The sequence below is a fragment of the Proteus appendicitidis genome (assembly GCF_030271835.1).
GTDB classification, from domain to species: Bacteria; Pseudomonadota; Gammaproteobacteria; order Enterobacterales; family Enterobacteriaceae; genus Proteus; species Proteus appendicitidis.
On record NZ_CP127389.1, the window covers coordinates 1 to 21,235 of the forward strand.

Genomic DNA, 21,235 nt, shown 5'->3' on the forward strand with positions numbered 1-21,235 from the left:
GTGTCACTTTCGCTTTGGCAGCATTGTCTTGCCCGATTGCAGGATGAGTTACCTGCCACTGAATTTAGTATGTGGATACGTCCCTTGCAGGCAGAACTAAGCGATAATACGCTGGCGCTGTATGCACCTAATCGTTTTGTCTTAGATTGGGTAAGAGAAAAATACATTAATAATATCAATGCATTATTAGTGGATTTTTGTGGCTCTGAAGTCCCTTCTTTACGTTTTGAAGTGGGTAATAAACCGGCATCAGCACGTACTACGGAAAGTATTCCTAAAGCTGTTGTACATCCAACAGTGAATACAGCTCCTCCCCATAGTCAGCCTGTTCGCCCTAGTTGGGATAATCAACCCGCGTCTCAACTGCCTGAACTCAATTATCGTTCTAACGTTAACCCTAAACATAAGTTTGATAACTTCGTTGAAGGTAAATCAAACCAGTTAGCAAGAGCAGCGGCAAGGCAAGTTGCTGATAACCCAGGTGGAGCTTATAACCCACTCTTTTTATATGGTGGAACAGGGCTTGGTAAAACTCACTTGTTACATGCGGTGGGTAACAGCATTATGGAACGTAAAGCGAATGCAAAAGTCGTGTATATGCATTCTGAACGTTTCGTACAAGATATGGTAAAAGCATTACAAAATAATGCGATAGAAGACTTTAAACGCTATTACCGTTCTGTGGATGCACTATTAATTGATGATATTCAATTTTTTGCCAATAAAGAGCGTTCACAAGAAGAATTTTTTCATACCTTTAACGCATTGTTAGAGGGTAATCAGCAAATTATTTTAACGTCAGACCGTTATCCTAAAGAGATAAATGGTGTTGAAGACAGATTAAAATCACGCTTTGGTTGGGGATTAACGGTTGCTATTGAGCCACCAGAACTTGAAACCCGAGTGGCGATTTTGATGAAAAAAGCGGACGAAAACCAAATTCAGTTACCTGACGAAGTGGCCTTTTTTATTGCTAAAAGACTTCGTTCTAACGTCCGTGAACTTGAAGGTGCATTAAACCGAGTGATTGCTAACGCAAACTTTACAGGTCGCGCGATTACTATCGACTTTGTACGTGAAGCATTACGTGATCTGCTCGCCTTGCAGGAAAAATTAGTCACTATCGATAATATTCAAAAAACAGTTGCTGAATATTATAAAATTAAAGTCGCTGATTTGCTGTCAAAGCGGAGATCCCGATCGGTTGCCCGTCCGAGGCAAATGGCAATGGCGCTGGCGAAGGAATTAACAAACCACAGCTTGCCTGAAATCGGGGATGCCTTTGGTGGTCGTGATCATACAACAGTCCTTCATGCATGCCGAAAAATAGAGCAATTGCGTGAAGAAAGTCATGACATCAAAGAAGATTTTTCTAACTTAATCAGAACATTATCATCCTAGCGCTATGAAATTTATCATTGAACGTGAACAGCTTCTTAAGCCGCTACAACAAGTAAGTGGCCCTTTAGGTGGTCGTCCAACATTACCTATTTTAGGTAACTTATTGCTTAAGGTAACTGAAAATACCTTATCGCTAACTGGCACTGACCTTGAAATGGAGATGGTGGCAAGAGTTAATCTTAGCCTATCTCATGAAATTGGCGCCACAACTGTTCCTGCGCGTAAGTTTTTTGATATTTGGCGTGGGCTACCAGAAGGTGCTGAAATTAGTGTAGAGCTTGATGGTGATCGCCTATTAGTGCGTTCAGGTCGTAGTCGCTTCTCCTTATCAACATTACCTGCATCTGATTTTCCTAATTTAGATGACTGGCAAAGTGAGGTTGAATTTACTTTGCCTCAAGCAACATTAAAACGTCTAATTGAGTCCACTCAATTTTCAATGGCGCATCAAGATGTGCGTTATTACCTCAACGGTATGTTGTTTGAAACTGAAAATACAGAGTTACGCACAGTTGCAACAGATGGACACCGTTTAGCGGTATGTTCAATGGATATTGGACAATCTTTACCGGGGCATTCTGTTATTGTTCCTCGTAAAGGTGTCATTGAATTAATGCGTTTACTTGATGGCGCGGGTGAAAGTTCACTGCAGCTGCAAATCGGTAGTAATAATATTCGAGCTCATGTGGGTGATTTTATTTTCACCTCGAAGTTGGTTGATGGTCGTTTCCCTGACTATCGTCGAGTATTACCGAAAAACCCAACGAAAACTGTAACTGCGGGCTGTGATATTCTTAAACAGGCATTTTCTCGTGCTGCCATTTTATCCAATGAAAAATTCCGTGGTGTGCGTATAAACCTTACTAACGGTCAATTGAAAATTACAGCAAACAATCCTGAGCAAGAAGAAGCAGAAGAGATTGTTGATGTTCAATATCAAGGCGAAGATATGGAAATTGGCTTTAATGTCAGTTACCTCCTTGATGTACTTAACACATTGAAATGTGAAGAAGTTAAGCTTCTGCTAACCGATGCGGTTTCAAGTGTTCAAGTGGAGAATATGGCAAGTTCTGCGGCCGCTTATGTTGTTATGCCAATGCGTTTATAATAGTCACTAACATGATTTTATCCCGTTTATTGATCCGTCATTTTAGAAATATTGAACAGGCGGATCTGCCATTAGCGGATGGCTTTAATTTCCTTGTGGGGCCTAACGGGAGTGGCAAAACAAGTATACTTGAAGCAATTTACACATTAGGTCACGGACGCGCATTTCGTAGCTCTCAAGCTAATCGCGTGATCCAGCATGATGAAAATGAATTTATTCTTCATGGGCGCTTAAGTGGGCTAAATGAAGAGAGCCGTGGTTATGCGATTGGATTAAGTAAAGATCGCGAAGGCAATAGTACAGTTCGTATTGATGGCAGCGATGGTCATAAAATTGCAGAGTTAGCAAAATTGTTACCCATGCAATTAATAACACCTGAAGGCTTTACGCTACTGAATGGTGGACCTAAATATCGTCGCGCTTTTATTGATTGGGGTTGTTTTCATAATGAACCTCGATTTTTTGCTGCATGGTCAGATTTAAAACGTGTATTAAAACAACGCAATGCAGCACTGAGGCAAGCAACGTCTTATCGACAACTGATGCCTTGGGATAAAGAACTTATCTTACTAACAGAACAGATAAGTGAATGGCGATCTAAATATACCGAAGATATCGCTAAAGATATTGAAGAAACGTGTCGTCTGTTTTTGCCTGAGTTTTCGTTGAAAGTCAGCTTCCAACGGGGATGGGATAAAGAAACAGATTACGGTGAGTTACTAGCACGTCAATTTGAACGTGATAAAATGTTAGCGTATACCTCACTTGGCGCGCATAAAGCGGATTTACGTATTAGAGCAAACGGCACGCCAGTAGAAGATATGTTGTCACGAGGCCAGCTTAAGTTGTTGATGTGTGCTTTGAGGCTGGCACAAGGTGAATATTTCACTCGTAAGAATGGGCAAAGATGCCTGTATCTGCTCGATGATTTTGCTTCCGAATTAGATGCAAGTCGGCGTCAGTTGTTAGCCGAGCGTCTAAAGTCTACGCAAGCTCAAGTGTTTGTCAGTGCGATAACACAAGGGCAAGTGAAAGATATGCTAGATGTAAATAGCAGGCTATTTAGCGTAGAACGTGGCAAAATAGAGGTTAAACCATAGGAATAAAGCGAGAAACGTTGATGTCGAATACATATGACTCCTCAAGTATCAAAGTATTAAAAGGGCTGGATGCGGTGCGTAAGCGCCCGGGGATGTATATCGGGGATACAGATGATGGAACCGGTCTGCATCACATGGTCTTCGAGGTGGTCGACAACGCAATCGACGAAGCCCTCGCGGGTTTCTGTGATGAGATAATTGTCACTATCCATTCAGATAACTCCGTCTCTGTTCGAGATGATGGTCGTGGAATTCCAACCGGCATTCACCCAGAAGAGGGTGTCTCAGCGGCAGAGGTTATTATGACTGTTCTGCATGCGGGGGGTAAATTCGATGATAACTCCTATAAAGTCTCTGGTGGGCTTCATGGTGTAGGGGTTTCTGTTGTTAATGCGTTGTCTGAAAAACTTGAACTGACAATCCATCGTGATGGAAATATCCATCAACAAATTTATCGTCATGGTGTGCCTGATGATCGCTTAAAAGTGATTGGCGATACTGAAAAATCAGGGACATTTGTACGCTTCTGGCCAAGTCTTGAAACCTTTAAAGGCGAGACTGAATTCCAGTATGAGATCCTAGCAAAACGTCTTCGTGAGTTGTCATTCTTAAACTCAGGTGTTTCTATCCGTTTAATTGATAAACGTGATAACCGTGAAGATCATTTCCACTATGAAGGCGGTATTAAAGCATTCGTTGAATACTTAAGCCGTAATAAAACACCAATTCACCAAAATGTATTCTATTTCTCAACTGAAAAAGATGGCATTGGTGTTGAAGTGGCAATGCTGTGGAATGACGGTTTCCAAGAGAACGTTTATTGCTTTACCAACAATATTCCACAACGTGATGGTGGTACTCACTTAGTTGGTTTCCGTACTGCAATGACACGTACATTAAACAACTATATGGATAAAGAAGGGTTTAATAAGAAATCGAAAATCAGTGCAACGGGTGATGACGCTCGTGAAGGCTTGATTGCGGTTATCTCTGTTAAAGTTCCTGATCCTAAATTTTCATCACAAACAAAAGATAAACTGGTTTCTTCAGAAGTGAAAACAGCGGTAGAAACGCTGATGAATGAGAAGCTGGTGGAATATCTGTTAGAAAATCCAAATGACGCGAAAATCGTTGTTGGTAAAATCATTGATGCTGCTCGTGCGCGTGAAGCTGCACGTAAAGCGCGTGAAATGACACGTCGTAAAGGCGCATTAGATTTAGGTGGCTTACCGGGTAAATTAGCGGACTGTTCCGAACGTGATCCTGCTTTCTCTGAACTGTATTTAGTGGAAGGGGACTCTGCGGGTGGCTCTGCAAAACAAGGGCGTAACCGTAAAACACAGGCTATTCTTCCGTTAAAAGGTAAGATCCTCAACGTTGAAAAAGCGCGCTTTGATAAAATGCTGGCTTCTCAAGAAGTCGCAACGTTAATCACTGCATTAGGTTGTGGTATCGGTCGTGATGAATATAACCCAGACAAACTGCGTTATCACAGCATTATCATCATGACGGATGCGGACGTCGATGGTTCTCACATTCGTACTCTGCTACTGACTTTCTTCTATCGTCAAATGCCAGAAATTATCGAACGTGGTCATATCTTTATTGCTCAGCCACCACTTTACAAAGTGAAGAAAGGTAAACAAGAGCAATACATTAAAGATGACGACGCAATGGACGAGTATCTGATGTCGATCGCTCTTGATGGCGCAGCACTTTATGTGAGTGAACACGCACCAGCAATGCACGGTGAGCAACTTGAAAAACTGGTTGTTGATTACCATGCAGCGCACAAGATTATTCGTCGTATGGAGCGTATCTATCCACTTAGCATGTTAAGCAGCTTGGTGTATCACTCAACGCTGACAGAAGATGCGTTATCTGATAAAGCTAAAGTCGAAGAGTGGATGAGTGGCTTGGTTAATCGCTTAAATGAAGCGGAAGATCAAGGCAGTACTTATAGCTACACTATTGCTCAAAACGATGAAAACCGCCTGTTCGAACCTGTATTACGTATTCGTACTTATGGCGTGGATACAGACTACAAATTGGATTATGACTTTATCCACAGTAGCGAATATCAACGTATTACGCATTTAGGTGACATTATCGGTAACCTAATTGAAGAGGGTGCGTTTATTGAGCGTGGTGAGCGTCGTCAGCCAATTTCAAGTTTTGAAGAAGCTCTTGAGTGGTTAACAAAAGAATCACGTCGTGGTCTTGCGGTACAACGTTATAAAGGTCTTGGTGAAATGAACCCAGAACAATTATGGGAAACCACTATGAACCCAGATACACGTCGTATGATGCAAGTCACTGTGAAAGATGCGATTGCAACTGATGAATTGTTCACTACCTTAATGGGTGATGCGGTTGAACCTCGTCGTGCCTTTATCGAAGAGAATGCGCTGAAAGCGGCAAATATTGATATCTAGTTTTAGATTCGATGAGATAAAAAAAGCGGAGCTGTGAAAATGGCCCCGCTTTTTTGTTGGCTACAACAATCACGTTTATCCGCGTTGTCCGACCAAACGGCACAGCATTTCTGTCACTAAATAACTCTTTTCAAAGGAGCTAACAGGTAAAAATTCAAAACGAGAGTGGAAATTCAACGCACCTGTAAAATAGTTAGGTGTGAGCAAGCCTCGTGCTGAAAGTGCAGAGCCATCTGTACCTCCTCGCATTGGGATCACATTAGGTTGAATATCTAATCGTTTTAATGCTTCAAAAATAAGTTCGATAGCGGTGCGATCTTCCCCAATTGAATCACTGATATTGCTATACACATCGACAATCTCATAGTCGATTTGCGCACGAGGATGGCGAGCTTGGATCAAAGCAACAGACTGTTTAATAAACTGTTTGCGAGCTTCATAACTCTGCTTGTCAAAATCACGAATAGCCATTTTGATGACCGCATTATCAGGATTGGCGATTAAATCAGTGACATAGAAATAACCTTCACGGTGCTCGGTGTGCTCGGGGGTATCAAAACGGTCAAAACAGCCAATAAAATCATGAGCAACACGAATTGGATTTAATAATACGTTTTTCGCAGACATTGGGTGTGCAGTCACACCTTTTACAGACACGTTAATTGATGCCGCATTAAAGGTTTCATACACAACTTCTCCTAATGCACAGCAATCAATGGTGTAAGCAAAATCAACGTTGAAGCGAGATAAATCCATCAGTTTTGAACCGCGCAATCCAATCTCTTCATCAGGGACAAACGCAACATAGATATCGCCACAATCAAAATCAGCATGTTGAAGTTTATCCATTAACTCCATAACAACGGTGATCGCCGCTTTATTATCAGCACCTAATACGCTTGTACCATCACTGAAGATAATCTCCTCACCAATATAAGGCTCGGCTTCAGGGTGCTCTTGCGCTTTAAACCAGATATCCTTCTCTTTATTTAAGCAGAGATCTTTCCCTTCATAACGCAGTGTTTGTGGGTGAATATCAGGTGAAATACCGACATCAACCGTATCAAGATGGGCAACAAATCCAACTTTAGGGGCATTGGGTTTAGTACCTGGTCTCATTGCATATAAAATGGCATGAGAATCGATATAGATATCTTTTAGCTCATAAGTTTCCAACTCTTTAGCCAGTAACTTTGCTAACTCAAGTTGCCCTTGCGTACTGGGTACCACAGAAGCTGATGCATCACTTTGGCTTTCAATTGCCAGATAACGGAAGAAACGCTGTTCTAATTTTTGACCTAGGGTGTTCATTATCATCTTGTTCCTAATACAGTTATTTTTATAAGTGTGAGTTATGATGCTGGTTGCCATGTATATCCACTGTCAAAACCGAGAGGAATATCGAGTCCCCAGAAGATAAACAGTGTCGCCGTTAATACAATAAGCAAGCCAATAGTGAAAGGGATCATCATGGAGCACAATGTACCGATACCTGCCCCTTTATAGTATTTTTGGCAATACATCAAAATCAGTGGGTAGAATGGGAACATCGGTGTACTCACATTCATTGCGGAATCACTGACACGGAACGCAGCTTGCGTTAATTCAGGTGAAATCCCGACAGCCATTAACATTGGCACTAATACTGGTGCAATCACAGCCCATTTTGATGTTGCTGAGGTGATCATGATATTTAAAATCGCAGTCAGCAAAATGACACCTAATACCGTCATACCTGAAGGCATATTAAGTGTACGCAGTAACTCTGCACCTGATAATGCTAATAAAGTTCCTAAATTTGAGTGTTGGAAAGAGTAAAGGAACTGAGCAGCAAAAAAGGCAAAAACGATAAATGGGATCAACGATTTAGTGATATTTTCCATTGCTTTGACAATATCTTTTGTGGAAGCAAAAGACTTAGTCATATAGCCATAGATTAAACCGGGTACAGAGAAGAAGATAAACAGTAAAGGTACCACAATTTGCATAATTGGGGCTTTAGGGCTGGTTAAACTGCCTTCTGGTGAACGTAATGGTGAGGTTTCTGGTAATAACAGTGCAAATAAACCAATCCCCATTAGCACCACTGCCCAACCTGCAAAACGGAATGCTCGTTTTTCTGTTGGTGTAATTTCACCTAACTCTGCATCTTTGGTATCAATACCAGAAGAGACAGGACAGTTTTTATTTAACCAAGGCTCTACAATTTTTTCAGTGATATACCAACAAGTTAAAATAACGCCAAATGTTCCACCTAAGCTAAAAAAGTAGTTACATAAAACGTTAACGCTATATCCCGGAGCCATAATTTGCGCCGCTTCCTGAGTAAAGCTTTGCATTATTGGGTCAATAATTGACGGTGTATAACTTGCTGTAAATCCACCCGCCAAACCTGCAAATGAGGCCGCGATACCTGCTAAAGGATGGCGACCACAGGCATAGAACATCATCGCAGAGACGGGCATAAGAATAACGTAAGCAGAGTCGGAAGCTAAGTGCGCAACAATACCAACAAACACAACTGTTGGTGTCAGCATTTTAGGAGAAATAAACGAAAGCATTTTTTTTAGAGCCGTTTTAATAAAACCGCTGCTTTCTGCAATACCAATTCCTAATGTTGCAACAATCGTTATTCCAAGTGGAGGAAAGCTAATGAAATTTTTCACCGCACTTGTCACAAATAATATGATCTCTTCATATTGAAACATATTAATAACGGCGATTTTCTCTTTAGTCACTGGGTGTAAATAATCAAAATGAACAAAAGAGAGGAAGAATGAAAATATCCAGCAGATCACTAAGGCGTAAACGAACAACATAGTAACATCAGGCATGATATTACCAATGCGTTCGACTCGGTTTAAAAAACCTTTTTTATTGGGTTGTGTTTGCGTTGTCATATTTATAATGCATCTTTTTATAAAAGTAATAAAAATCACCTTAAATAAATGACAATAAAAAGTAAATTTATTTTTAAATAATAAGTAGTTACCGCAGTTTCTATAAAATAAATAATATATTAGAAATTATTATATTTAAATGTTTGTCATCATTACTTTTAGTTGTTAAAAAATGATTTATTTATTTTCACACTCTGTTTTGAATAAAAAGAGGTGGATTATGCTGAATAATCTGCCTGAATTCTTTAGCGTTATTTTTGAAACTATTGTAGAAAATATATTTTATACCGAGTCATAAAATTAAAATAAATAAAATATGAAAAATTCAAAAAAATTTTATGAGAAAAAGAAGGGATGAGAAATAAAAAATAAAGCTAATGATTATTTAGAATAAGAATATCAACCATTTTCATTTTCTAAAAATGGTCGATATTCTAAATAACTCATATTAACGCAGAATATTCAGCATACGACGTAAAGGCTCTGCAGCACCCCATAACAGTTGGTCACCCACTGTAAAGGCTGAAATAAATTCAGGGCCCATATTCAGTTTACGAATACGACCTACTGGTGTGCTCAATGTACCTGTGACTGCTGCTGGTGTTAATTCACGCATAGTTAATTCACGATCATTAGGAATGACTTTTACCCAATCATTATGGTTTGCGAGTAGCTGTTCAATCTCTGCAACAGGTAAGTCTTTTTTCAGTTTTAAGGTGAATGCTTGACTATGGCAACGTAATGCACCAATACGAACACAAAGACCATCCACAGGAATGATATTAGAACCTGTATTTAAGATCTTGTTAGTTTCAGCTTGCCCTTTCCACTCTTCGCGGCTTTGACCGTTTTCTAGTTGTTTATCAATCCAAGGGATCAAGCTACCCGCAAGAGGAACACCAAATTGTTCGGTAGGCATTGTGCCACTGCGCGTAAAGTTAGTGACTTTACGTTCAATATCTAAGATTGCAGAGGCTGGGTTTTCTAGCTCTTTAACCACTTGATTATGTAAAGAGCCCATCTGTGACAGTAACTCTCTCATATGGCGAGCGCCCGCCCCAGAAGCTGCTTGATAAGTCGATACGCTTGCCCATTCCACTAAATTGTTAGCAAACAGACCACCTAATGACATTAGCATTAGACTGACGGTACAGTTACCACCGACAAAGGCTTTAATGCCTTTATTTAAGCTGTCTTGAATATGTTGTCCATTAACAGGATCGAGAATAATAACGGCATCATCATTCATACGTAATGCTGATGCGGCATCAATCCAGTAACCTTGCCAACCGGCTTGACGCAGTTTTGGATAGATTTCATTAGTGTAGTCACCACCTTGGCAACTAATGATAATATCGAGTGATGCTAAGGTATCAATGTCATAAGCATCTTGCAGAGTGCTACGGTGGTTACCATAAGCGGGTGCTGCTTCACCTAATTGAGATGTGGTGAAGAAAACAGGGTTTATCCCATCAAAATCACGTTCTTCAACCATTCTTTGCATTAAAACGGAGCCGACCATACCACGCCAGCCCACAAAACCAACATTTTTCATTGTAATTACCCTGTCTTTATCTGTAGGAATAGTGAGAGACCTCACACTAACCTGACAAAATATAGAGATAGGTGCAAGTTAATTTATTGATTATTTACCAAAGAATTAGAAGTGTTTCTTATAGTCTTCGTAGAGTTAACAAAAGACAACTACAGAACGAACAAATATCAATGAGTTGTTAAAAAGAACCAAACATAAAAGTGTAAGAATATTCTGCTATATCTTATTTTCTTTTTTAGGATAAATAAAAATATATTCTTGTTTAAGAAAATAGAGTAAAAATAGGAAAATGTAAAATAGTGTAATATATAAGAAAAACGTATTTACTTAGAGATGCCTTCAAGCTTTATACTGAAAGTCGTTATTCACTGGATGATGTATTTTCATAAATAAAAATAATGATGAACATTCTTCATTTAATCTAAATATTATTTTACCTTAATTAAAAGGCACTAGGAGGCGAAGATGGATATATCCACATTCATTCCATTATCTACATACTACTCATATTTAAAACGGTTCGTGATCTCACCAACCACGATGGGTACTATTGCGCCTTCATCTCGTTGGTTATGTTATGAAATGTTAGATAAACTCAATTGGCAACAGGATCTTCAGGTTGCTGAGTTAGGTGCTGGCACAGGTGTTATTACTCAACAGATCTTAAAAAGAATGTCGATAAATTCATCATTAGATGTTTTTGAAATAGAACCCAGTTTTGCGACAGAATTAGATAAAATTAATGATAATCGATTAAGGGTTTATGCTGCATCGGCAGAGAAATTAAATAGTCATTATAATATGATTATTTCAGGGCTACCTTTTTTATCTATTCCTAAAAAAACAGGTTTAAGAGTTTTAAAAAGAGTGCATAACGAGTTATTAAAAACCCAAGGTTGTTTTGTATTATTCCAATATACAACTCGATATGAAAAAACGTTATCTCGTTATTTTCATTTAGAAAAAAAATTAGTTATGCGAAATGTTCCTCCTGCTTGGGTTTATTATTGTACGCCAAAACATAAAATAGGGTAAATACAAAGCTTGCTCGACGTTTATAGGGTAAATAAAAACTAAGAATAAATGTTATTTATTTATTTAGATAATGCTTGAGCAAGCAAAATAATACTCTTTTCAATTTCAATAGGATCATGAGCTGCATATCCTAATAATACGCCTTGTTTCGGGTAAGTTTGAATGCAATAACGAGATAAAGGCTGTATGGCTAATCCAATTTCTCGTGATTTTTTTACAATATATTCTTCTGTATATCCAGCCTGTAGCCAGCAGACAATATGGATACCTGAGTCTGTTGGTTCAACACAGAAAACCTGAGATAAATGTGTTTTTATGGCATTAGTTAACACTTGATAGCGTTCATAGCAGGCTTTTCGTATTCGTCTAACATGGCGTGCATAATGCCCTTGAGAAATAAACAGCGCTAAAGTTGCTTGTTCTAAAAAGCCAGAATGTGAATCGGTATAATATTTAGCCGCTTTAAATGCATCAACTAAAGGTAAAGGAACGACTAAAAAGCCTAAACGAAATCCGGGATACATCATTTTTGAGAATGTACCGGCATAAATAACGCGCTGATATTTATCTAAACCTTGTAGCGATTGAATGGGTTTAGAGTGATAGCGAAATTCACTATTGTAGTCATCTTCGAAGATCCACACATTATTGGATGATGCCCACTCTAATAACGCAATACGGCGTGAAAGTGAGAGGGTATTACCTAAAGGAAATTGATGCGAAGGTGTTGTAAAAACAAGTTTTGCTTCAGGGCATTGCTCTATTCCTTGAGAAATATCCATTCCATCAATATCTGAGCTGATTGGGTGCGATTTTATCCCATAAGATGCGAAGATCCCGCGTGCGCTGTCATAGCCAGGATCATCTAACCAAACAGTATCACCTTCTTTTAATAACACTCTGGCGGTGAGATTAATCGCTTGCTGTGTTCCATTTACAATAATGATTTGTTCAGGTTGGCAATAAAGACCCCGAGTTGATTGCATATATTGGCATATCATCTCTTTTAATGGTGTATAGCCAGTTGGCGAATTAAAGGTTGCGAGTGCTTTTTTTGATTGCCGCCAAACTCGTCCTAATAACCTTCCCCAAAGTTCATGTGGAAAAAGATCAACACAGCCAATACCAACATGAAATATCGGATTACTATTGATATTCGGTTGCGATTGTTGCCAAAAAGCCTGTGCTTTTTGCATATTCGGATTTAGCGTTTCTAAGGGGCTTTCAATTGACGGTAAGGAAGTTGAGTCGGTCGTTTTAAACCATGTATCTGAAATAATGGCATCAGGGATTGTGCTCGCAACAAAAGTACCCGCACCGCGTCGAGTAAATAAATAACCTTCATCAACTAAACGTTCAAACCCGGCAATAACAGAATTACGGGAAATCGACATCATTTCAGCTAAGGTGCGGCTTGATGGTAGACGACTACCTGATGTTAAGCGCCCATCTAAAATAGCCTTTCTGATCGCGTGATAAACCTGAGAGCCAATAGGCCCTTCTTCTAAAACAAGGTTAGGGAAATAAGCCGTTTTTTTCTGTTTCATAAAGTGGACCCTATAAAAACACAAAAAGTGTACCTTATTGAGAGCCAAAATTAAACGTACCATGACCACGATTAAAGGCAGGTGACAACTTGTTATAGCATTTATAAAAGTAGAAGGAAGTGAAGAGATGAGCACAACACCAATAACTGTTTCAATTCAGTTTGTTGAGCAAGAGCATTATGCTCAATGGTTGCCGCATTGGTTAAGTTACCAAACATTTTATAAAGTTGAGTTATCAGAAGAAATTACATTAAAAACATGGGCGCGTTTTTTTGACGAAAAAGAGCCTGTTTATTGTGCCATAGCGATGGAAGGTAAAAAGGTATTGGGCTTTGTTCACTATCTTTTTCATCGCTCAACATGGGCTGAAAGTGATTTCTGTTATTTAGAAGATTTATTTGTTTCACCAGATACGCGTGGTCGCCATGTGGGTAAGCAACTTATTGATTTTGTTAATCAACAAGCAAAACAGCGTAATTGCGCTCGTTTATATTGGCATACGCAGGAAACCAACTTACGCGGTCAACGTTTATATAACTGGGTGGCAGAAAAACCGGGTGTGATTGAATACCGCATGGCGTTGTAAAAGAACATTAGGTAGGACAGACAGGGTATAAAAGAGATGGCAAGATTTACCTTCTCTTTTCTGAGTTAGGGTTATTTATTAGATTTAATTTGGGTTAATTAAACGCTTGTTGGCAATAGAACTCATTGCCAACTTTTTTTGCTTCTTCACAAACCTACAATTGTGCATTGTGACTTAGTGCTTCTGCATGGGTTGGTTCAAACTCTTTTTTTCTTATTCTTTAAAAATTAGCATGCAAAGAATAATGAGAAGAAAAGGGTCATTAAACTGATAAAGGTCGAAATAGATTTAATCAATATCATGTAGAGTATCATTTGTAATGATTTTGAAAATCTTAACAATAATAATAGTATAAAAGCAGTTTATTTCTTCGACTTAACCAAACAAATAACAATATTGGGAGCGCGATAATGGCGATTGACCTGAGCAATCTTGTCACTGAAAGTAGAAACCATCACAGTGAAAATATAGACACACTTTCAACATTAGATATGCTAAAAGTCATCAATAATGAAGATAAAAAAGTGCCATTAGCTGTCGAGAAAGTGTTACCTGAAATTGCTCAATTAGTTGATAAAGTTGCAATTGCTTTTTCTCAAGGTGGTCGCCTTATTTATTGCGGAGCAGGTACATCGGGCCGATTAGGGATTTTAGATGCTAGTGAATGTCCACCAACCTATGGTACACCTCATGAAATGGTGATTGGTTTAATTGCGGGTGGACACAAGGCTATTTTACAAGCTGTCGAGAACGCAGAAGATAATACTCAATTAGGTGAACAAGATTTACGCCAACTTAATTTTAATGAACAAGATGTATTAGTGGGTATTGCCGCAAGTGGCAGAACCCCTTATGTCATTGGTGCTTTAAAGTATGCAAAATCATTAGGGGCGACAACAGGTGCAATTAGCTGTAATCCTGAAAGCCCTATTGCACAAATTGCGGATATCGCTATTACACCGATTGTGGGAGCCGAAGTGGTCACAGGATCATCACGTATGAAAGCGGGCACAGCACAAAAGCTTATCTTAAATATGATAACAACGGCTGCGATGATAAAAATCGGCAAAGTGTTTGGTAATTTGATGGTCGATGTTGAAGCCACCAATGCCAAGCTTGTTGAGCGTCAAATTCGTATTGTGATGCAAGCAACGGAGTGTGAAAGATCTATCGCTGAAGAAGCATTATCACAATGTCAGCGCCACTGTAAAACGGCAATTTTGATGATTTTAGCAGGGGTAGATGCACTTCAAGCCGCGCAGATGCTTAATCAAAATAAAGGATTTATTAGAAAGGCGTTGGGTGAGTGATGAGTATTTATAAAAAGCCAGTTAATACAAGGTATCGGCTGGCTTAATGATGGGCTGTAAACAGCTAAGAAATCTTACTCAATATTTTGGATCTGCTCGCGCATTTGTTCAATTAAAACTTTTAATTCAATCGCTGAATTAGTAACTTCAGTATTAATTGATTTTGAAGCTAATGTGTTGGATTCACGGTTAAATTCTTGCATCATAAAATCAAGGCGACGACCTACCGCTTCTTTTTTAACGAGAATTTTGCGTGTTTCTTTAACGTGGGCTTCTAATCTATCCAACTCTTCAGCAACGTCTAAGCGTTGTGCTAGCATCACTAACTCTTGCTCTAAACGATTATTATCGATTTGAACCTGCGCTTCTTCTAATTTGCTGGTTAAGCGTTCACGTTGCCATTGTAAAATTTCTGGCATTTGAGTTCTTACTTTAACTACTTCTGCGCTAACCGCATCTAAGCGTTGCTCGATAAGTTCTTTAAGTGATTGTCCTTCAGCTTCGCGGCTTGCAATAAAAGCATCGATTGCTAGATCTAATTCAGCTAAAAGCTCTGTGCCAATTGCATCTAAGTCTTGCTCTTGTGCTGAAATCACACCCGGCCAACGTAAAATATCAAACGGGCTGATAGTGCCTTCATGGCTATGACTTTTTACCCAATTTGCAGAAACAATCAGTTGTTTTGCCAGATTTTCATCAAGATTCAGTTCACCTTGAAAGCGAGCATTAAGATCAAAACGTAAGTTACATTCAATTTTACCGCGCGTTAAGCGATTACGTAGACGTTCACGAATAACAGGCTCTAAACTACGTAATTGTTCAGGTAAACGAATATAAGTTTCAAGGTAACGTTGGTTAACGGAACGCAGTTCCCATGCAGCGCTACCCCAATCTTTTTTGATGTCTCGGCGAGCAAAAGCGGTCATGCTACGGATCATAATAGGGTCTCAATAATGTAAAAGATAAGACGATTATAACCCTATGCATCAATACAAGGATAGGCATAAGCCATTTTAGGTCGTATAATGCGCCCCCAATATGTCAGAGAAAGCGGAGATAACACTATGCGTCCAGCAGACAGACAAGCAAACCAAGTACGTCCTATTACCATTACTCGCCACTATACAAAACATGCTGAAGGTTCTGTATTAGTCGAATTTGGTGATACTAAAGTCTTGTGTAATGCCACTGTAGAAGACGGTGTACCTCGTTTTCTGAAAGGACAAGGGCAAGGATGGGTGACCGCAGAATACGGTATGCTTCCTCGCGCAACAAATAGTCGTAATGCTCGTGAAGCGGCTCGCGGTAAACAAACGGGTCGTACTATGGAGATCCAGCGTTTAATCGCTCGCTCATTACGTGCTGCGGTTGATTTGAAAGCATTAGGTGAATTTACCATCACTGTCGATTGTGATGTTATTCAAGCTGATGGTGGTACACGTACAGCATCTATTTCTGGTGCTTGTGTCGCGTTAGTTGATGCATTAAATAAAATGGTTGAAGAAGGTAAACTGAAAAAAAGCCCTCTGAAGTCAATGGTAGCTGCAGTTTCTGTGGGTATTGTTGATGGTGAACCATTATGTGACCTTGAATATGTTGAAGATTCAGCTGCAGAAACAGACATGAATGTGGTGATGATCGATGATGGTCGTATGATTGAAGTTCAAGGTACGGCAGAAGGCGCACCATTTAGCCATGAAGAATTACTTGCTTTACTCGCCCTTGCGAAGGGGGGATTAGAGAAAATATTTGAAGCGCAAAAAGAGGCGCTTAAGCAATAAATTCTATTTTTAAAGGCGACTGAGAAGTCGCCTTTTTTATGCCTAAAATTTGTCATCAAGTAACGTAGAGAGGAGAAAGAAATGAAAGCCTACCAACGCCGCTTTATCGAACTAGCATTAGCAAAAAATGTCCTGAAATTTGGTGAGTTCACACTGAAATCAGGAAGGGTGAGTCCTTACTTTTTTAATGCCGGTTTATTTAATACAGGGCGTGATTTGGCTTTGCTGGGGCAGTTCTATGCGCAAACATTATTAGATAATAATGTGTCTTGTGATGTGTTGTTTGGACCCGCTTATAAAGGGATCCCTATTGCCACTACAACGGCAGTCGCATTGGTTGAACATCATGATATCGATATCCCTTACTGTTTTAATCGCAAAGAGGCTAAAGATCATGGTGAAGGAGGAACATTAGTAGGAAGCCCCTTGAAAGGTAATGTAGTAATTGTTGATGATGTCATTACAGCAGGTACTGCAATTCGTGAGTCAATGGAAATCATCAAACAGCATGATGCAACGCTTTCTGCGGTGTTATTAAGTTTGGATAGACAAGAGAAAGGGCGAGAAGAACTTTCTGCGATACAAGAGTTAAAGCGTGACTATCAATGCCAAGTGTATTCGATTATTACTTTGGATGATTTAATTAGCTACCTCAGTGAGAGTGAGACTCTGTCTGAGCATTTACCTGCAGTTAAAGCTTATCGTGAACGCTATGGTGTGAATTAATAAAGTTAATACGCGATAAACGAGTTGGTCAATTATAGATAAAAAAAAGCCCTCGCCCAATTATGGGCGGGGTGAGTAGTACAATGAATCTTCTGCGACAATTATCACAGATATTGAAATATAAAAAGGACTTTTACAGCAGGGGCAAAGCGAGTCGCTAATGCCACAATGTAGGAACTGCACAAATGCCATTCCTGATAAATATATTTAGGTAACTCTGTACCAGAGGACGCATGTTAACACAAATAAGAAAAAAACGGCATATCTGTAAATTTCAAATTGTTGAGTTAAATCACGAGTCCATCATTTCATTGTAACTGTGCCAAAATTAATGGCCAGCGAGCTTCAAATTCTTGAGTGGGTTGATAGCGAAATTCTGTGCGTACAAAACGCGCTAGCATACCTTCACAAAAAGCCAGTAATTGTGAAGCCAGCAATGCTTCATCATGTAAGAAGGCATTTCCTTCACGAATTTTACGTTCTTTGATAACTTGTCGAAGCTGGACTTCAATGCGTTCATAAAGTTGGTTTATTCGCCCTTGTAATCTGTCTTGTTCAAACATCAAAGCGTGACCCGTTAAAATACGAGATAGCCCCGGGTTTTTCTCAGCAAAACCGAGGATCAAGATAAGAATTAAGCGAATTCTTGCTACAGTGTCTTTTTCGTCTTTTAAAATCAAATTAATACGGGAGACTAAGCTATCTTCGATAAACTCAATTAAGCTATCAAACATTTTGGTTTTACTTGGAAAATGTCGATAGAGCGCGGCTTCAGATACACCAACTGTGGCGGCAAGCTTCGCTGTTGTAATGCGCTGACTACCGTCACTTGATTCCAACATTTGGGCAAGTGACTGTAAGATTTCATCCCGTCTATTTCTTTTCTTTTTGGTTTCTTTTTCTTCTGCCATGACTGATAAGGCCCCTGCTAAAAGCAAAACAAATCAGTAAACCTTTGCACTAAGGGTTTTAGTGCAAAGGGAGTGATATCGTCATTGATATAATTAATGCAAGACGTCTTTATTATTGGCGGCCGGAGTGACCAAAGCCACCGCTACCACGTTCCGTTGCGGTAAAATCTTCAACAATATTAAATTCAGCTTGAACTACGGGCACGATAATCATTTGAGCAATACGTTCACCTGGTTCGATGGTGAACGCTGTTTGACCGCGATTCCAAACTGACACCATCAGTTGACCTTGGTAGTCAGAATCGATCAGTCCAACTAAGTTCCCCAAGACAACACCGTGTTTATGACCTAAACCTGAACGAGGAAGCACCATTGCTGCCAATCCTTCATCGGCAATATGTACAGCAAGACCTGTAGGTAATAATTCGGTTTGCCCCGGTTCAAGAACTAATGGTGCATCAAGGCAAGCGCGTAAATCTAAACCAGCAGAGCCTGTTGTGGCATAAGCAGGAAGTGGATATTCTTGACCAATACGTGCATCAAGGATTTTAACATCAATTTTTTTCATCATAATGTTTGGCTATCTCGTCAAGTAGGCGATGGCTAAGTTGTGCTTTACTACTGTGTGGTAAGCGCGTTTCTCCATTAGCCCAAATAAGGTGTAATGCATTGTTGTCACTGTTAAAGCCTTGATTTTCTGCTGAAACATCATTGGCACAGATTAAATCGAGCTGCTTTTGTTCTCGTTTTTTGCGGGCATATTCTTCCACATTCTGTGTTTCGGCTGCAAATCCAACAACAAAAGGACGGTGTTCAACCATTTTTCCAACACTCGCGACAATGTCGGGGTTTTTTACCATAGTGATGGTGACTTCATCACCTTGTTTTTTTATTTTTTCAGTCGCGATAAGTTTAGCGCGGTAATCAGCAACAGCCGCACAACCAATAAAAATATCTTGTGACGGTGCGATTAACATCACTTGTTCATACATTTCTTGTGCACTTTCAACGTCAATACGTTTAACACAAGCTGGTGTCGATAATGTGACAGGCCCTGCGATAAGCGTGACATCTGCTCCACGTAATGCGGCTGCATGCGCAATTGCAAACCCCATTTTCCCTGAGCTGTGATTGCTGATAAAACGCACGGGATCTAAGGCTTCACGAGTAGGCCCTGCGGTTATCGTGATTTTTTTACCTGCAAAGTCTTGTGGCTGTAAAGTAAGTTGTTTTTCAGCTAATGCAACGAGTGTTAGAGGATCTAACATTCGCCCCGGCCCTACGTCACCACAAGCTTGACTACCAGAGTCAGGACCCCAAATTAAACAGCCTCGTTGTTCTAAAGCCGATAAATTTTCTTGTGTAATTGTGGCTCTGTACATTTGCTGATTCATTGCTGGCGCGATAGCGATAGGTGCGCTACTCGCTAAACAGAGTGTGGTAAGTAAATCATTTGCCATACCCACTCGTAAACGAGCAATAAGGTCGGCAGTAGCGGGTGCAAGTAGAATTAAATCAGCCCATTTGCCTAATTCAATATGCCCCATAGCGGCCTCTGCTGCGGGATCAAGTAAATCATCAGCAACAGGAAAGCCAGAAACTGCTTGTAGTGACAAAGGGGTCACAAATGCATGAGCCGCGGGTGTCATTACAACTCGCACAATTGCGCCTTTATCACGTAAACGGCGTACAAGTTCGGGTGCTTTATAGGCCGCAATACCACCACTGATACCAAGAATAATCTTTTTGTCGTGAAGTGTAGTCATGATGAAATGCCTAAGTACATAAATAATTGCCCGTAATTTTACCACAAGGTAATCGTGAATTCGGAATTCTATGTAACTTCATGTTTTATAGATTAAATTTTTGCGATTTATCTCGCATAAATTTGTTATGTGTCTTTTTTATACAAGATTAGCAGTTTATAGTAAATTAACTGTATAAAACAACAGTTGTTTTGCGATTAGCATTTAATGATGAGTGATGTTTCCCCTAAATCCTAATGCTTATGTGAATAAATAAAATAGATCATTAATACCACTGTCTTTACTTATTAAGGAGTCCACGGATGGAAAATCAATTGAGTAGTGAACTTTTACCTAGAGAAAAACTATTACTTTATGGTGTGGAATCACTCACTGATATTGAGTTATTGGCGCTCTTTTTACGCACTGGTACTTATGAAAAATCTGTATTAGAGCTTGCTGCTTTTTTACTTAAAGAGTGTGGTTCTCTTTATCACGTTATTAATGCTGATTATGAAACATTAGGGCGTTTTAAAGGCGTTGGTGTGGGAAAGTTTACCCAGTTGCGAGCTATCAATGAAATGGCTCAGCGTTTTTCTACAACACAATTTATGTATAAAAATGTACTTTCTTCTTCTGAAGACACTAAATATTACCTGCAAAAATTACTTCATTGGAGAGATCGAGAAGTGTTTGTGGTGTTGTTTCTTGATAATCAAAACAAATTGATTGCATTTGAAGAAATGTTTAAAGGAACAATTAACCGAGTAGAGGTTCATCCGAGAGAAATTGTCCGTCAATCGATAAAAAAGAATGCAACATCCATCATTCTTGCTCATAATCACCCCTCTGGTCATTCAGAACCAAGCCTTGCAGATAAACAGTTAACTGAAAAAATTTTTACCGCTTGTCAATTGGTTGGTATAAATGTACTCGATCACCTTGTGATAGGGCATGATAACTGCGTTTCTTTTGCAGAACGTGGTTGGCTATAGCAAATATTTTTGTAATTATTGTCAATCTTTATTTGTACGGGTCTTGAGCGTTGAGGCCATTGGGCGTATACTACGCCACCTTTGAGGATCTTGGGTTTGG

At 39.5% G+C, this 21,235-nt stretch carries 18 protein-coding genes; 10 read left to right on the top strand and 8 right to left on the bottom strand.

Annotated features, from left to right (window positions below):
* The 4 genes from dnaA to gyrB are packed head-to-tail and all read left to right on the top strand — an operon-like array spanning position 1 to position 6,044.
* Positions 1-1,401, top strand: a complete 1,401-nt coding sequence (gene dnaA, locus QQS39_RS00005) for a chromosomal replication initiator protein DnaA (protein WP_151436535.1) — start codon at positions 1-3, stop codon at positions 1,399-1,401.
* 4 nt (positions 1,402-1,405) lie between these two features.
* The gene (gene dnaN / locus QQS39_RS00010; RefSeq protein WP_151436536.1) at positions 1,406-2,509 is read left to right on the top strand and encodes a DNA polymerase III subunit beta; all 1,104 of its coding nucleotides are present in this window, start codon (positions 1,406-1,408) and stop codon (positions 2,507-2,509) included.
* An 11-nt stretch (positions 2,510-2,520) separates the two neighbouring features.
* Complete coding sequence (gene recF, locus QQS39_RS00015) at positions 2,521-3,609, top strand: DNA replication/repair protein RecF (RefSeq protein ID WP_285805155.1); 1,089 nt, start codon at positions 2,521-2,523, stop codon at positions 3,607-3,609.
* A 20-nt stretch (positions 3,610-3,629) separates the two neighbouring features.
* Complete coding sequence (gene gyrB, locus QQS39_RS00020) at positions 3,630-6,044, top strand: DNA topoisomerase (ATP-hydrolyzing) subunit B (protein WP_151436538.1); 2,415 nt, start codon at positions 3,630-3,632, stop codon at positions 6,042-6,044.
* 75 nt (positions 6,045-6,119) lie between these two features.
* On the opposite strand, the gene pepT is transcribed toward gyrB, so the two are convergent.
* The 3 genes from pepT to asd form a co-directional block, all read right to left on the bottom strand.
* The gene (gene pepT / locus QQS39_RS00025) at positions 6,120-7,355 is read right to left on the bottom strand and encodes a peptidase T (protein ID WP_432711547.1); all 1,236 of its coding nucleotides are present in this window, start codon (positions 7,353-7,355) and stop codon (positions 6,120-6,122) included.
* Positions 7,356-7,396: 41 nt separating this feature from the next.
* Positions 7,397-8,944 carry an AbgT family transporter gene (locus QQS39_RS00030; RefSeq protein ID WP_285805156.1) on the bottom strand — a complete coding sequence of 516 codons (1,548 nt, stop codon included), beginning with the start codon at positions 8,942-8,944 and terminating at the stop codon, positions 7,397-7,399.
* A 448-nt stretch (positions 8,945-9,392) separates the two neighbouring features.
* On the bottom strand, positions 9,393-10,499 hold the full coding sequence (asd, locus tag QQS39_RS00035; protein ID WP_151436541.1) for an aspartate-semialdehyde dehydrogenase: 1,107 nt from the start codon (positions 10,497-10,499) through the stop codon (positions 9,393-9,395).
* Between the two features lie 465 nt (positions 10,500-10,964).
* Between asd and QQS39_RS00040 the strand changes: the two genes are divergently transcribed.
* Positions 10,965-11,534: a class I SAM-dependent methyltransferase gene (locus QQS39_RS00040; protein WP_151436542.1), complete on the top strand. Its 570-nt coding sequence runs from the start codon at positions 10,965-10,967 to the stop codon at positions 11,532-11,534.
* Between the two features lie 59 nt (positions 11,535-11,593).
* Here the strand turns inward: QQS39_RS00040 and pdxR are convergent, their stop codons facing one another.
* Positions 11,594-13,081, bottom strand: coding sequence for a MocR-like pyridoxine biosynthesis transcription factor PdxR (pdxR, locus tag QQS39_RS00045; RefSeq protein WP_151436543.1), 1,488 nt, complete (start codon positions 13,079-13,081; stop codon positions 11,594-11,596).
* 127 nt (positions 13,082-13,208) lie between these two features.
* Here pdxR and QQS39_RS00050 point away from each other — a divergent pair, with 127 nt between their 5' ends.
* Together QQS39_RS00050 and murQ are read left to right on the top strand one after the other, a co-directional pair.
* Positions 13,209-13,667, top strand: coding sequence for a GNAT family N-acetyltransferase (locus QQS39_RS00050; protein WP_285805157.1), 459 nt, complete (start codon positions 13,209-13,211; stop codon positions 13,665-13,667).
* 410 nt (positions 13,668-14,077) lie between these two features.
* On the top strand, positions 14,078-14,977 hold the full coding sequence (gene murQ, locus QQS39_RS00055; RefSeq protein ID WP_285805158.1) for an N-acetylmuramic acid 6-phosphate etherase: 900 nt from the start codon (positions 14,078-14,080) through the stop codon (positions 14,975-14,977).
* A 74-nt stretch (positions 14,978-15,051) separates the two neighbouring features.
* On the opposite strand, the gene QQS39_RS00060 is transcribed toward murQ, so the two are convergent.
* Positions 15,052-15,915: a YicC/YloC family endoribonuclease gene (locus QQS39_RS00060; RefSeq protein ID WP_196570514.1), complete on the bottom strand. Its 864-nt coding sequence runs from the start codon at positions 15,913-15,915 to the stop codon at positions 15,052-15,054.
* 126 nt (positions 15,916-16,041) lie between these two features.
* On the opposite strand from QQS39_RS00060, the gene rph reads away from it, so the two are divergent.
* Together rph and pyrE are read left to right on the top strand one after the other, a co-directional pair.
* Positions 16,042-16,758 (top strand): ribonuclease PH, encoded by a 717-nt coding sequence (rph, locus tag QQS39_RS00065; RefSeq protein ID WP_072064701.1) that lies wholly within the window; start codon positions 16,042-16,044, stop codon positions 16,756-16,758.
* A gap of 81 nt (positions 16,759-16,839) precedes the next feature.
* Complete coding sequence (gene pyrE, locus QQS39_RS00070; protein WP_099073912.1) at positions 16,840-17,484, top strand: orotate phosphoribosyltransferase; 645 nt, start codon at positions 16,840-16,842, stop codon at positions 17,482-17,484.
* Positions 17,485-17,792: 308 nt separating this feature from the next.
* Here the strand turns inward: pyrE and slmA are convergent, their stop codons facing one another.
* The 3 genes from slmA to coaBC all read right to left on the bottom strand — a co-directional run bounded on the left by slmA (position 17,793) and on the right by coaBC (position 20,161).
* On the bottom strand, positions 17,793-18,395 hold the full coding sequence (gene slmA, locus QQS39_RS00075) for a nucleoid occlusion factor SlmA (protein WP_151436547.1): 603 nt from the start codon (positions 18,393-18,395) through the stop codon (positions 17,793-17,795).
* A 112-nt stretch (positions 18,396-18,507) separates the two neighbouring features.
* The gene (dut, locus tag QQS39_RS00080; RefSeq protein WP_006534255.1) at positions 18,508-18,966 is read right to left on the bottom strand and encodes a dUTP diphosphatase; all 459 of its coding nucleotides are present in this window, start codon (positions 18,964-18,966) and stop codon (positions 18,508-18,510) included.
* Complete coding sequence (gene coaBC / locus QQS39_RS00085; protein WP_285805159.1) at positions 18,950-20,161, bottom strand: bifunctional phosphopantothenoylcysteine decarboxylase/phosphopantothenate--cysteine ligase CoaBC; 1,212 nt, start codon at positions 20,159-20,161, stop codon at positions 18,950-18,952. Before coaBC ends, dut begins: the two co-directional genes overlap by 17 nt.
* Before the next feature lie 302 nt (positions 20,162-20,463).
* On the opposite strand from coaBC, the gene radC reads away from it, so the two are divergent.
* Positions 20,464-21,135, top strand: coding sequence for a RadC family protein (gene radC, locus QQS39_RS00090; RefSeq protein WP_151436549.1), 672 nt, complete (start codon positions 20,464-20,466; stop codon positions 21,133-21,135).
* The last annotated feature ends 100 nt before the right edge of the window (positions 21,136-21,235 follow it).